Origin of the sequence: Paraburkholderia sp. SIMBA_030 (assembly GCF_046535245.1) — a bacterium.
Classification (GTDB): Bacteria; Pseudomonadota; Gammaproteobacteria; order Burkholderiales; family Burkholderiaceae; genus Paraburkholderia.
On sequence record NZ_JAWRXB010000038.1, the window covers coordinates 1 to 13,422 of the forward strand.

The window sequence follows — 13,422 nt, forward strand, 5'->3', positions numbered from 1 at the left end:
GCGGCTGTAGCTCAGTTGGATAGAGTACTTGGCTACGAACCAAGGGGTCGTGGGTTCGAATCCTGCCAGCCGCACCATCTATGAAGGGCCTTCCGATCGGAAGGCCCTTTGTTTTTTCAGGCCGGGTTTGTCAGACCGCGTCTGCCCGAATGCCGCTGCAGCGCCGCTGCCATGTCTACTATCGCGGCTCCGATTTGATGTCGCCTATCTGCGCATCGGGCTTCGGTATGTCTTCGAAGGACGCTCCGGCATTTTGCTCATCGATCGGCTCCGCCCTCGTGCCAAACAGCGCCTGCGCCTGATGCATCACGTCGTCGACGCTGTCGCCGAAACGGCTTTCGACAAACGCCCGCAGCAGTGCGACCCGCAGCGATTCCCCTCTCCCTTCCACCGTTCGATGTCCGCCTTCGAATTCAGCGACGCAATGCGCCGGGCCGTGATCGGCCCGCTCGCGCACCTCCAGCCGCTGCGCGCGCTCCAGCACCGCTGCCGCCGCTTCCCATGACGTAGAGGGCGTGAAGCGGCCATCCCATGCCCGGCCGCGGTCGTTGCCGCGGATCGAGACGGTTTCGCCGCTGTCGGTAAAGTGGATTTCGCGCACGAAGTCGTGCAGGCTGCGGGCGACCCAATAGTCGAGCGTCACGCCGGTGAGGTCGGTTACATGCATATGCGCTCCCCCTGAAGCTCAGGCAAGACTCGCGAGTGCACCGGGTGCTCAGATTCGAACTGGGCCGCCGGAAACAACTCGAAGCAACCGAGGTAACCTGACGCAGCCGTCAGATCAGTAGTCCGCCCGCTCGCGATCGACCCGCATGCCGCCGTCGTGACGGTGATGTCCTTCGTCGCTCGGCCGTTCGCGGGCGATGCGCATCACGTCCGGATTGGTCCGCACACGCCGCATCACGTTCGCGAGATGGACGCGATCGCTGACCTGAATCACGAAGCGTAGCACCGTCGATTCCTGCGACAGGTCTTCGTCCATCGCGATGTGGACGATGTTCGCATCCGCCGACGTGATGTCCGCTGCGACGCGGGCAAACACGCCCTTGGTATTCTTGACCAGCACCTTGACGGCGACGTCGAACAGACGCCCGGGCTGCGGCGCCCAGGCGACGTCGATCCAGCGGCCCGGATCGCGCCGATGGATCCGTTGCGCGACGCGGCAGTCGGTGGTGTGGATCGCCATGCCGAGGCCGATGCCGATGTAGCCCATGATGTCGTCGCCCGGAATAGGACGGCAGCATGCGGACAGCTGCACGGACATCCCTTCGGTGCCGGTGATGACCACCGGCGGCGCATGCGACGCTGTGCCGTCGCGCGAGCCGTCGTCGTCGGCGTCGCGGCCGCTCATCAGCACTTCGATACGCTTGGCCATGACCGCGGCGACACGCCGGCCCAGCCCGATATCCGCGAAGATTTCCTGACGGTTCTTGTTACCCGTCCACTGCACCAGCTTTTCCCACGCTTCCGGCGTCACGTCCGACAGCGCCAGCCCGTAGCCCTTCAGCGCCTGATCCACCAGGCGCTCGCCGAGCTGCACGGATTCGTTCAGCCGCATCGTCTTGAGGTAATGGCGGATCGCCGAACGCGCCTTGCCGGTGCGCACGAACCCTAGCCAGGCCGGATTCGGCTTCGAATACGGCGCCGTGATCACTTCGACGATGTCGCCGCTCTTCAGCTCGGTGCGCAGCGGCAGCAGTTCGTTGTTGATCTTCACCGCGACACATTGGTTACCCAGGTCGCTGTGGATCGAATACGCGAAGTCGAGCGCGGTGGCGCCGCGCGGCAGCGCCATGATCTTCGACTTAGGCGTAAACACGTAGACCGCATCCGGGAACAGATCGATCTTCACGTGTTCGAGGAATTCGCTCGAATCGCCCGCTTCGCTCTGGATGTCGAGCAGCGACTTCAGCCACTGATGCGCGCGCTTCTGCACATCGTTCAGATCCGCGCCGCCATTCTTGTACAGCCAGTGCGCGGCCACGCCCGCTTCGGCGATCTCGTGCATCTTGCGCGTGCGCACCTGGAACTCGATCGGTGCGCCGAACGGACCGACCAGCGTGGTGTGCAACGACTGATAGCCGTTGACCTTCGGGATCGCGATGTAATCCTTGAACTTGCCCGGCACCGGCTTGTAGAGCGCATGCAGCGCGCCGATGCAGGTGTAGCACTCCAGCGCGCTTTCGACCACCACGCGGAAGCCATACACGTCGAGCACCTGCGAAAACGACAATTGCTTGTCGCGCATCTTCTTGTAGATACTGAAGATGGTTTTCTCGCGGCCGGTGACTTCGGCGTCGAGCTTCGCGTCGGCAATCGCGCGCTGCACCGACTCGAGAATCTTGCCGACCACTTCGCGACGGTTGCCGCGCGCCGCCTTCACCGCTTTTTCAAGCGTGGCGTAGCGATGCGGATTGAAGTTCGCGAAGCTCAGGTCCTGCAACTCGCGATACGTGTTGTTCAGGCCGAGCCGGTGCGCGATCGGCGCGTAGATATCCAGCGTTTCGCGCGCCACGCGGCGGCGCTTTTCATGCGGCACCGCGCCCAGCGTGCGCATGTTGTGCAGCCGGTCGGCGAGCTTCACCAGAATGACGCGGACGTCGCGCGCCATCGCGAGCAGCATCTTGCGGAAGTTTTCCGCCTGCGCCTCTTCGCGATTACGAAACTCCATCTTGTCCAGCTTCGACAACCCGTCGACCAGTTCCGCGACCTTCGCGCCGAATCGCTCGGCGAGTTCGGCTTTGGTCACGCCCTGGTCTTCCATCACGTCATGCAGCAACGCCGCCATGATCGCCTGGGCGTCGAGATTCCAGCCGGCGCAGATTTCCGCGACGGCGACAGGATGCGTGATGTAGGGTTCGCCGCTCTGGCGATACTGGCCGAGGTGGGCTTCGTCGCTGAAATGGAACGCCGCCTTGACCTCTTTGATCTCTTCCGGCTGGAGGTAGCCGGACAAGACAGACGTCAGCCTGGCGATCGAAACGACGTCATGCCGGCGCGGTTGCTCCGGCGTGGCGGTCGGCCCGAACAGATGGCGAAACGACTGTTCGAGGACCGCGTCGATGTACTTCCGTGCAGACGAGGGCGAGTCGGCGTCGTGTTCCACTTCCGTGGCGGCGGGCGGGGTAGCACTCATTTTCGCCTCCGTAGCGGTTAGGGTTAGACGCCGGTCTGCACGTTGATGCAATTACGTGTGGCAAATTCGTGGCAATCGAAAACGGAACAGTGCGCCTTAAACCGGCACCTTCTTCAGCATTTCGACGCCGACCTGGCCAGCTGCGATTTCACGCAATGCGACGACCGTGGGCTTGTCGCGGCTTTCGATCTTCGGCGTGTGGCCTTGAGCGAGCTGACGCGCGCGATAGGTTGCGGCAAGCGCGAGTTCGAAACGATTCGGGATCTGTTTGAGACAGTCTTCGACGGTAATGCGGGCCATGTTGGGTTCCTTCTCAGTATGTTGCTTATTCTACCTTATGTGCTCGGTACGCCGCCGCGCTCACGCGTGCGGCAGGTGAATGCCGAGCTGCACGAAAAGCTGCGTGTGGCGCGCGTATTGCGAGGCGAAGCGCGAACGCGTCGCGGCCACGAGACACCGCAGTTCGCCGAGCGCGCGATCGAAGTTGTCGTTGATCACGACGTACTCCGCTTCGGCCGCGTGCGCCATCTCGCTACCGGCGGCAAGCAGACGCCGCGTAATCACATTCGGCTCGTCCTGGCCGCGCTTTTTCAAACGCTCTTCGAGCGCGTCGAGCGACGGCGGCAAGATGAAGATTTCGACTGCGTTGTGAAACTGCTTCTTCACCTGCTGCGCGCCCTGCCAGTCGATTTCGAGCAGCACGTCGTGGCCGCTTTTCATCTGCTCTTCGATCCACACGCGCGAGGTCGCGTAGTAGTTGCCGTGCACTTCCGCGCTTTCCAGAAACTCGCCGGCGGCATGACGCGTCAGAAAATCGTCGACGGTCGTGAAGTGATAGTGCTCGCCATCCTGCTCCTTCGGACGCGGCGGGCGCGTCGTGTACGAGATCGACAGACGGATCGCCTCGTCGCCGGCGAGCAGCGCGTTCACGAGCGTCGACTTGCCCGCGCCCGAAGGCGCGACCACCATAAACAGGTTGCCGGGATAGGCACCGGCGTAAGGATTGCGCGGTGCGCTGGTTTCGCGTGTGTGGTCGGTCATATTGTCGGTGCTCCAGCCTTACTCCAGATTTTGTACCTGCTCGCGCATCTGTTCGATGAGCAGCTTCAAGGTCATCGACGAATCCGCCAGTTCCTTCGCGGCCGCCTTCGAGCCGAGCGTGTTCGCTTCGCGATTCAGCTCCTGCATCATGAAGTCCAGGCGTTTGCCGACCTTGCCGCCCTTCTCGATCACGTGACGCGTTTCGTTCAGGTGAGCCGTAAGGCGCGACAATTCCTCGGCGATGTCGATGCGGATGCCGTACATCGTGACTTCCTGGCGAATCCGTTCGTTGATTTCTTCACGCGAGACGATCGTCGCGGCCGTATCCGGCGCGGCGATACCGAGCGCTTCCTGCAAGCGTTCGACGATCTTCTGCTGATGCCTCGCGATCAACTCCGGCACGAGCGGCGTGATCTTCGTGACGATCGCTTCCATTTCGGTGACGTTGGCGAGCAGCATCGTCGCGAGTTGCGCGCCTTCGCGGGCACGCACGTCGATCAGATCGGCAATCGCCTGCTTGCCGCATGCCAGCACCGCATCGCGCAACACTTCCGGCGCGACGCCGGTTTCGGCCAGCACGCCCGGCCAGCGCAGAATTTCGCCGCTGCGCAGACGTCCTGCTTCCGGGAACGTCGACAGCACGGTGCGCTCGAGCAGCGCGAGTTGCGTCAGCGCATCGTGATTGACCGAGCCGGCGTTGGCCGACTGTTCGCTGCGCTGCAGGTTGATACGGATATCGACCTTGCCGCGCGAGAGCTTGTTCATCAGCATTTCGCGCAGCGTCGGTTCGCAGACGCGCACGTCTTCCGGCATGCGGAAGTTCAGATCGAGGAAGCGCGAGTTCACCGTGCGCAGTTCGACCGATACGCTCACGCCACCTGTGCCTGAGGCCGCAACGAGTTCGCGCGTGGCGCTCGCATAGCCTGTCATGCTGTAGATCATCGTATATCTCGCGATTGTGGCCATGCGTTCGACGATGGCCGTAGAGTCGAATCGCCCGGCGTGTACGAGACGCGGGGCGGAGAACCGGCATTATCCCATTTTTGACGGTAAGGCCCCTTGGAGAGCCCCGGCAGATGAGGGCAGCTGCCCCACGGATGGCCGCCTCCGCTATCAGCGGTAAAATCGCGTTTTCCCTCCCGCTTTTCTTCCAGACCATTCCCGACATGACCAACGACACTCAACGCCCCAGCGGCCGCCAGGCCGATCAGCTGCGCGACGTGCGCATCACGCGCCACTACACGAAGCATGCGGAGGGCTCGGTTCTGGTCGAATTCGGCGACACCAAGGTCATCTGCACGGCCAGCATCGCTGAAACAGTGCCGTCGTTTCTGCGCGACCGCGGCCAGGGCTGGCTGACCGCCGAATACGGCATGCTGCCGCGCGCCACTCACACGCGCAGCGACCGCGAAGCGGCGCGCGGCAAGCAGACCGGCCGCACGCAGGAAATCCAGCGCCTGATCGGCCGCGCGTTGCGCTCGGTGTTCGATCTTGAGAAGCTCGGTGCGCGCACGCTGCATATCGACTGCGACGTCATCCAGGCCGACGGCGGCACGCGCACCGCCAGCATCACCGGCGCGTTCGTCGCCGCGCATGACGCCGTGTCGAAACTGCTGGCGGCCGGCCGCATCGAAAGCTCGCCGATCAGCGATTACGTCGCGGCGATTTCGGTCGGTGTGTACGACGGCCTGCCGGTGCTCGATCTCGATTACGATGAAGACTCGCAGTGCGACACCGACATGAACGTCGTGATGACAGGCGCCGGCGGTTTCGTCGAAATTCAGGGCACCGCCGAAGGCGTGCCGTTCTCGCGCGACGAAATGAATTCGCTGCTCGATCTCGCGAGCGACGGCATCAACATGCTGATCGCGAAGCAGAAAGCAGCGTTGGAGCACAAGGGTGAGTGAGGTTCATCAAACCAACGGCGGCGTTGCTTCAGGCTCGCCGTTGCGGAAAGTCGTGCTGGCGTCGAACAACGCGGGCAAGCTGCGCGAGTTCGCGGCGCTGCTCGGCTCGGCCGGCATCGAGCTGATTCCGCAAGGCGCGTTGAACGTGCCCGAGGCGGAAGAGCCGCATCCGACCTTCGTCGAAAACGCGCTGACCAAGGCGCGTCATGCGGCGAAGCTCACCGGCCTGCCCGCACTCGCCGACGATTCCGGCCTGTGCGTGCGCGCGCTGCGCGGCGCGCCGGGCGTTTATTCGGCGCGCTACGCTCAGCTTGCGGGCGGCGAGAAAAGCGACGCGGCGAATAACGCGCGCCTCGTCTCGGCGCTGCAAGGCGAGGCCGATCGCCGCGCCTACTACTACTGCGTGCTGGCGCTGGTGCGTCACGCGGACGATCCCGAACCGTTGATCGCCGAAGGCCGCTGGCAAGGCGAGATTCTCGATATGCCGCGTGGCGCCAACGGCTTCGGCTATGACCCGCACTTTTTCTTGCCGTCGCTGAACGCAAGCGCAGCTGAACTCGAACCCTCGGTAAAAAACGCCAGCAGCCATCGCGCGATTGCCTTGCGGCATCTGCTCGCGCGTTTGACGGAGGAAGCGTGATTCCGATCAAACCGGCCCCCGCCGATATCGGCCATGGCGTCATCAAGGCGTTTACATCGCCGGGCAGCATTCGTCTGACGTCGCTGCCGCCATTGGCGCTATACGTGCATTTTCCGTGGTGCGTGCGCAAGTGCCCGTATTGCGATTTCAATTCGCACGAGTGGAAAGGCGACACGTTTCCCGAGGCCGAGTACCTCGATGCGTTGCGCGCCGATCTCGAGATGGCCTTGCCGCTCGTGTGGGGACGTCAGGTGCATACGGTGTTCATCGGCGGCGGCACGCCCAGCCTGCTGTCGGCGGCCGGGCTCGACCGGATGCTGTCCGACGTGCGTGCGCTGTTGCCGCTCGACGCCGACGCGGAAATCACGCTCGAGGCCAATCCCGGCACCTTCGAATCCGCGAAGTTCGCGCAGTTTCGCGCGAGCGGTGTGAATCGATTGTCGGTGGGCATTCAGAGTTTCAACGAGGCGCATCTGAAAGCGCTCGGCCGGATTCACGACGCGACGCAAGCACGTCATGCGGTCGAAGTCGCATCGACCACCTTCGACAACTTCAACCTCGACCTGATGTTCGCGCTGCCGCAGCAGACGCTTGCCGAATGTCAGGCCGACGTGGAAACGGCGCTGTCGTACGCGCCGCCGCACTTGTCGCTGTATCACCTGACGCTCGAGCCGAACACGCTGTTTGCGAAATTCCCGCCCGCGCTGCCCGACGACGATGCCTCCGCCGACATGCAGGACTGGATTCACGAGCGTACGACGGCGGCCGGTTACACCCGCTACGAGGTGTCGGCGTATGCGCAGCCGCACCGGCAAAGCAGGCACAATCTGAACTACTGGCGCTTCGGCGACTATCTCGGCATTGGGGCTGGCGCGCATACCAAGCTGTCGTTTCCGAACCGCGTGCTGCGTCAGGCGCGCTACAAGCATCCGACCACCTTCATCGAGCAGGCCAGGGCCGGCACGGCGGTGCAGGAAGAACACGAGGTCGGGCCGCGCGATCTGCCGTTCGAGTTCATGCTCAACGCGCTGCGGCTGGTGGAAGGGTTTCCGGTGTATCGGTTTATCGAACGCACGGGGCTGTCGATGACGTCGATCGAGCCGGCTTTGCAGGAGGCGGAACGGCGCAAGCTGATTACGCGCGATCACGAAAAGATTGCACCGACGCCGCTCGGTCAGGCCTTTCTGAACGATCTGCAGGCGTTGTTTCTGAAAGATCCGCAGTGATTGCGGCTCATCCGGACGACGCAGCCGGGATTTTTCAGGTTACAATTTCGGGCTTGGAGGTGTGGCCGAGTGGTTTAAGGCACCGGTCTTGAAAACCGGCGAAGGAGTGATCCTTCCGTGAGTTCGAATCTCACCGCCTCCGCCAGAATCTCAATGGATACGGGCCTTTTGGCCCGTTTTTCATTTGTGCCCGGCAAAGAATCCCCCACTCCCGTGCCATCGGTATCAAGCAGATCTAGCTTTTCGCGCGCGTCCGCGCAACGGCGATTCAGGTCACGGTGCATCAACTGACTATCGAGCAGGGTCGATACATCAGACAAACCGTAATCAAAGCGCAAGACGTATTCGATGTCCGTGTAATCGTGATATGCGCCGCTGTCTGCCAGCTTCTGCGCTTCGGCGAAGGCAGCATGTTGCCGCTCGCCGTTCATCAAATCTCTGATCGCCATGATTGCCGCTCCGAGGAACAGTGTCTCCATCATAGCAACGCAAATTGAACCGCACGGTCGCGCGCACGCAACACCTGGTGTTTTCCGTAGTCGCTCTGTTACGCGCCCGGTGGGCTGGCGCAAGCGCCCTGCTTGCAGGCTCAGGAGCCGTTGCGCGGTTCCATGCAGGCAAACGGGATCGCCGCCGCCGAGCAGGTCACCGTCAGGCGGCAACCACGGCCGCCTTCTTTCTGTGCCACCTGACGACCAGAATCCGGCCGACGTAACTCAGCGTGCCCGCGACACCGATCACGATGCCCATTCCCTTGGGCGAGCCGTCCTGCCAGAGCCCAACGGCCAGACTCGACAGTGCGCCGAGCGCCAACTGCACCGCGCCGAACACCGCAGCCGCAGCGCCGGCATTCATCGGATAGCGATGCATCAGATCAGTGGTGCAATTGGCGGACAGCAGCCCCACCACGCCGACCACGAAGAACAGGCCGAACACGATCGACCACAAGCCGCCCCAGCCGGTCAACGACACGAGACAGACAAACAACGATCCGACGCAACTGACGGTAGCCGCAAACGAAATGATCGGCAGCGAGCCGAGCCGGCCGACCAGACGCGTATTCATCAAGTTGCCGAACATGATGCCGATGATATTCAGCGCGAACAGAAACCCGTAATGCTGTGCCGACACATGGAAGTACTCGATGTACACGAACGGCGTCGCCGTGATGTAGGCGAACATCGAAGCGAACGCCATCCCGCCGCACAACATGTGTCCCCACGCGACCGGATCGCGCAGCAACTTGCCGTAGGCGCCGAACGATTGCAGCAACGCCGATTGTGCACGCTTTTCGCGCGGCCACGTTTCCGGCACCTTGAGGAACGCCGTGACGGCGCACACGGCACCGAACAGCGTCAGGACGACAAAGACGACGCGCCAGCCGCCGAGCAGCAGCAACTGCCCGCCGATCAGCGGCGCGAGTAACGGCCCGATCGACGTCACGATGGCGAGCATCGACAGGACGCGCGCGGCGTCGGACGGCCCGTGCGCATCGCGGGCAATGGCGCGCGCCAGCACCGAGGCCGCGCCCGCGCCCAGCGCCTGCACGAACCGGAACGTCACTAGCGACCCGATCGAGAACGACAGCGCACACGCGACGCTCGCCAGCGCATACATGACGATGCCACCGAGCAGCACGGGGCGTCGACCGTACGTATCCGACAGCGGACCGTACAACAGCATGCCGATCGAAAAGCCGAACATGAAACTGGTGAGCGTCGTCTGCGCGGTGCCGGTGCCGACCGCGAAGGCCTGCGCAATGGTTGGCAGACTGGGCAGATACATGTCGATGGAAATCGGCCCGCACGCGGCAAGCGCGCCGAGCAACAGAATCAGCCGGCCATCGGGCCGGCGTCTGGTGGCGTGAGACATGGGAATCCAGATGAAGCGCTCCGCCGCCATTGGCAGCGAAACACGGTGAAACATGAAACAGCAGCTTGACGGCGTCAATTGTACGCGAGGGACAACGTTCACCACGCCATCGAACGGGGCGTCCGAGCGTCGCGGCGCGCATGGAAACGAACGCAAAAACCTCTTCACGCTGACTCCGGTACAATTTCCCCACCAACCCCAGCGCCGCGCGAAGCGCAAAAAAGTCACCCTCCCGCGCCGCTGCGCAATCCCGAATCCAAAGGCATCGCCACCACCCATGTCCAAAAACCAGACCCTCTTCGAGCGCGCACAGCGCACCATCCCAGGCGGCGTGAACTCGCCGGTAAGAGCATTCCGCTCGGTAGGCGGCACCCCGCGCTTCATCGAGCGCGCCGAAGGCCCCTACTTCTGGGACGCCGACAAAACCCGCTATATCGACTACATCGGCTCGTGGGGCCCGATGATCCTCGGCCACGTCCACCCGGAAGTCCTCGAAGCGGTCCAGCGCGTACTGGTGAACGGCTTCTCCTTCGGCGCTCCGACCGAATCCGAAGTGGAAATCGCCGAGGAAATCTGCAAACTGGTGCCGTCGATCGAGCAGGTCCGCATGGTATCGAGCGGCACCGAAGCGACCATGAGCGCGCTGCGTCTCGCGCGCGGCTTCACGAACCGCAGCCGCATCGTCAAGTTCGAAGGCTGCTATCACGGCCACGCGGATAGCTTGCTCGTCAAAGCCGGCTCGGGCCTGCTCACGTTCGGCAATCCGACTTCGGCAGGCGTGCCGGCCGACATCGCCAAGCACACCACCGTGCTCGAATACAACAACGTCGCCGAACTCGAGGAAGCGTTCAAGGCGTTCGGCAACGAGATCGCGTCGGTGATCGTCGAACCGGTCGCGGGCAACATGAACCTCGTGCGCGCCACGCCCGAATTCCTGCAGGCATTGCGGCGTCTGTGCACCGAGTACGGCTCGGTGCTGATTTTCGACGAAGTGATGTGCGGTTTCCGCGTCGCCCTGGGTGGCGCGCAAGCGGTCTACGGCATCACGCCGGATCTCACGTGTCTGGGCAAGGTCATCGGCGGCGGCATGCCGGCGGCAGCCTTCGGCGGACGGCGCGACATCATGGCTCACCTCGCGCCGCTCGGCGGCGTCTACCAGGCGGGCACGCTGTCGGGCAATCCGATCGCGGTAGCCGCGGGCCTGAAGACGCTGCAACTGATTCAGGCGCCGGGCTTCTATGACACGCTCGCCGCGCGCACCACGCGTCTCGCGCAGGGTCTCGCGAATGTCGCGCGCGAAGCGAAGGTGCCGTTCGCGGCCGATTCGCTTGGCGGCATGTTCGGCCTGTACTTCACCGAATCGATCCCGACGAGCTTCGCCGAAGTCACGAAGAGCGACGTGCCGCGTTTCAACGCGTTCTTCCACAAGATGCTCGACGCGGGCGTGTACTTCGCACCGTCGGCGTATGAAGCCGGCTTCGTGTCGATCGCGCACGACGAAGCGATTGTCGACGCCACGATCGACGCAGCGCGTGGCGCGTTCGCCTCGCTTGCGGCCTGAGGCCGGCGACAACACGAACGCGAACCCGACACTCAACGACACAGCCTAGCCACCGAACCCGAGCGGACAACGATGTTTTCGCAAACCGATTTCGTCCATATGGAACGCGCGCTCGCGTTGGCCAGGCGCGGCATGTACACGACCGACCCGAATCCGCGCGTCGGTTGCGTGCTGGTCAAGAACGGCGAGGTGATCGGCGAAGGCTTCACACAACCTGCCGGCCAGGACCACGCCGAAATCCGCGCATTGAAAGACGCGCGTTCGCGCGGCCACGACCTGCGCGGCGCGACGGTCTACGTGACGCTCGAGCCATGCAGCCACTTCGGCCGCACGCCGCCGTGCGCGAATGCGTTGATCGACGCGCAGGTCGAGCGTGTGGTCGCGGCGATGGAGGACCCGAATCCGCAGGTCTCCGGGCGCGGTCTCAGCATGCTGCGCGATGCCGGTATCGAAGTGCGTTGCGGGCTGCTCGCCAACGAAGCGCACGAACTGAATATCGGCTTCGTGTCGCGCATGACGCGCGGCCGCCCGTGGGTACGCATGAAAGTGGCGGCGTCGCTGGACGGCCGCACCGGTTTGCCCTCGGGCGCCAGTCAATGGATCACCGGCGAAGCGGCGCGCGCCGACGGTCACGCGTGGCGCGCCCGCGCGTCGGCGATTCTGACCGGCATCGGCACCGTCAAGGGAGACGATCCGCGCATGACCGCGCGCGCCGTCGACACGCCGCGCCAGCCGCAACGCGTCCTGATCGACAGCCAGCTCGACGTGCCGCCGCAAGCGCAGATTCTGGCGGGCGCGCCCACCTTGATTTTCTGCGGCAATCTCGATCAGCGTCATACCGAACGCGCTAACGCGCTGCGCGAGCGCGGCGCGGAGATCGTGCAACTAGCAAATGCGGCCGGCAAGGTCGACCTGCCCGCGATGCTGAAAGTACTCGGCGAACGCCGCGTCAACGAACTGCATGTCGAGGCGGGCTACAAGCTGAACGGCTCGCTGTTGCGCGAAGGCTGCGTCGACGAACTGCTGGTTTATCTCGCCCCGAGTCTGCTCGGCACGGACTCGATGAGCATGTTCAATCTGCTCGCGCCCGACACGCTCGAGGGCCGCGTGCAACTGAACTTCCACGCGGTCGACCGGATCGGCGACGATCTGCGGATTCTCGCGCGCTTCGTGCCGCATCCCGCACCCGAAGCCGAGCCCGGACCCGCACCCCAACCTACTTCGAATTGATCGAGGAACCAGCACGATGTTTACAGGAATCGTCGCGGCGGTCGGCCGCATCGCATCAGTCAAACCCCTCGCTGACGACGGCAAGACGGACGGCGACGCGGGCGTACGCCTGAACGTCGAAGCCGGCGGCCTCGATCTCGACGACGTGCAACTGGGCGACAGCATCACGATCCAGGGCGCCTGCATGACGGTTGTTGCAAAAACCGCGCATTCGTTCGAAGTCGACGTGTCGCGCGAAAGCCTGAACTGCACGGCCGGCCTCGGCGAGCCGGGCGAGGTGAATCTCGAGAAGGCGCTGCGCGCGCATGACCGGCTCGGCGGCCATATCGTGTCCGGGCATGTGGACGGCCTCGGCACGGTCACGCATTTCGCGCCGGTCGGCGAGTCGCATGAACTGCGCGTCTTGGCACCGCGTGAAATCGGCCGCTATCTGGCGTACAAAGGCTCGATTACCGTCAACGGCGTGAGCCTGACCGTCAACTCGGTTAAAGATCGCGACGACGGCTGCGAGTTTTCGATCAACCTGATTCCTCATACGGTCCAGGTGACCTCGCTGAAGAATCTGCATGAAGGTTCGCAGGTGAATCTGGAGATCGATTTGATCGCGCGGTACGTGGAGCGGATGCTCAGCACGTCTCGGGACGGCCATAACCCGTTTAAATAACTGAACTTTTCCAAGAATCAGCATATATTGTCGTCTCACTGCGTCCAGCTAAATCTACGGTTTCGTGACGGTATACTTGACGCTATACCGTCGTTTTCCTGCGGCAAGTATACCGTCACGCCTCCGGGAAAACGCCTCCCGGCGC

At 63.4% G+C, this 13,422-nt stretch carries 12 protein-coding genes, 2 tRNA genes and 1 pseudogene; 8 read left to right on the top strand and 7 right to left on the bottom strand.

Translation table 11 applies throughout. The features are described 5' to 3' along the window. Positions 1-77 (top strand) — tRNA-Arg (locus SB772_RS38015). A 101-nt stretch (positions 78-178) separates the two neighbouring features. On the opposite strand, the gene SB772_RS38020 is transcribed toward SB772_RS38015, so the two are convergent. The 5 genes from SB772_RS38020 to SB772_RS38040 all read right to left on the bottom strand — a co-directional run bounded on the left by SB772_RS38020 (position 179) and on the right by SB772_RS38040 (position 5,119). Beyond that, on the bottom strand, positions 179-667 hold the full coding sequence (locus tag SB772_RS38020) for a phage protein NinX family protein (protein WP_410838249.1): 489 nt from the start codon (positions 665-667) through the stop codon (positions 179-181). A 114-nt stretch (positions 668-781) separates the two neighbouring features. Continuing rightward, on the bottom strand, positions 782-3,136 hold the full coding sequence (locus tag SB772_RS38025) for a RelA/SpoT family protein (protein WP_410838250.1): 2,355 nt from the start codon (positions 3,134-3,136) through the stop codon (positions 782-784). A gap of 96 nt (positions 3,137-3,232) precedes the next feature. Next, positions 3,233-3,436 (bottom strand): DNA-directed RNA polymerase subunit omega, encoded by a 204-nt coding sequence (rpoZ, locus tag SB772_RS38030; protein ID WP_006025620.1) that lies wholly within the window; start codon positions 3,434-3,436, stop codon positions 3,233-3,235. A 60-nt stretch (positions 3,437-3,496) separates the two neighbouring features. Next, positions 3,497-4,177, bottom strand: coding sequence for a guanylate kinase (gene gmk / locus SB772_RS38035; protein ID WP_410838251.1), 681 nt, complete (start codon positions 4,175-4,177; stop codon positions 3,497-3,499). A gap of 18 nt (positions 4,178-4,195) precedes the next feature. Continuing rightward, complete coding sequence (locus SB772_RS38040; RefSeq protein ID WP_410838252.1) at positions 4,196-5,119, bottom strand: YicC/YloC family endoribonuclease; 924 nt, start codon at positions 5,117-5,119, stop codon at positions 4,196-4,198. Between the two features lie 224 nt (positions 5,120-5,343). Between SB772_RS38040 and rph the strand changes: the two genes are divergently transcribed. The 4 genes from rph (at position 5,344) to SB772_RS38060 (ending at position 8,095) form a co-directional block, all read left to right on the top strand. Then, positions 5,344-6,084: a ribonuclease PH gene (gene rph, locus SB772_RS38045; RefSeq protein WP_410838253.1), complete on the top strand. Its 741-nt coding sequence runs from the start codon at positions 5,344-5,346 to the stop codon at positions 6,082-6,084. Continuing rightward, the gene (gene rdgB / locus SB772_RS38050; RefSeq protein WP_410838254.1) at positions 6,077-6,724 is read left to right on the top strand and encodes an RdgB/HAM1 family non-canonical purine NTP pyrophosphatase; all 648 of its coding nucleotides are present in this window, start codon (positions 6,077-6,079) and stop codon (positions 6,722-6,724) included. Before rph ends, rdgB begins: the two co-directional genes overlap by 8 nt. After that, a complete protein-coding gene (gene hemW, locus SB772_RS38055) occupies positions 6,721-7,950 on the top strand; it encodes a radical SAM family heme chaperone HemW (protein ID WP_410838255.1) in 1,230 nt (409 codons plus the stop codon). The genes rdgB and hemW overlap by 4 nt, the downstream gene beginning before the upstream one ends. A 55-nt stretch (positions 7,951-8,005) precedes the next feature. Beyond that, a tRNA-Ser gene (locus SB772_RS38060) sits at positions 8,006-8,095 on the top strand. 85 nt (positions 8,096-8,180) lie between these two features. Here the strand turns inward: SB772_RS38060 and SB772_RS38065 are convergent. Then, positions 8,181-8,399, bottom strand: a pseudogene (locus SB772_RS38065) (hypothetical protein); the annotation flags it as partial. A gap of 202 nt (positions 8,400-8,601) precedes the next feature. Next, positions 8,602-9,822: a Bcr/CflA family multidrug efflux MFS transporter gene (locus SB772_RS38070; RefSeq protein ID WP_410838256.1), complete on the bottom strand. Its 1,221-nt coding sequence runs from the start codon at positions 9,820-9,822 to the stop codon at positions 8,602-8,604. 277 nt (positions 9,823-10,099) lie between these two features. On the opposite strand from SB772_RS38070, the gene hemL reads away from it, so the two are divergent. From hemL to SB772_RS38085, 3 genes are all read left to right on the top strand, one after another. Next, the gene (gene hemL / locus SB772_RS38075) at positions 10,100-11,383 is read left to right on the top strand and encodes a glutamate-1-semialdehyde 2,1-aminomutase (RefSeq protein ID WP_410838257.1); all 1,284 of its coding nucleotides are present in this window, start codon (positions 10,100-10,102) and stop codon (positions 11,381-11,383) included. A 72-nt stretch (positions 11,384-11,455) separates the two neighbouring features. After that, on the top strand, positions 11,456-12,613 hold the full coding sequence (ribD, locus tag SB772_RS38080) for a bifunctional diaminohydroxyphosphoribosylaminopyrimidine deaminase/5-amino-6-(5-phosphoribosylamino)uracil reductase RibD (RefSeq protein WP_410838258.1): 1,158 nt from the start codon (positions 11,456-11,458) through the stop codon (positions 12,611-12,613). 16 nt (positions 12,614-12,629) lie between these two features. Beyond that, the gene (locus tag SB772_RS38085) at positions 12,630-13,277 is read left to right on the top strand and encodes a riboflavin synthase (protein WP_410838259.1); all 648 of its coding nucleotides are present in this window, start codon (positions 12,630-12,632) and stop codon (positions 13,275-13,277) included. Positions 13,278-13,422: the final 145 nt, after the last annotated feature.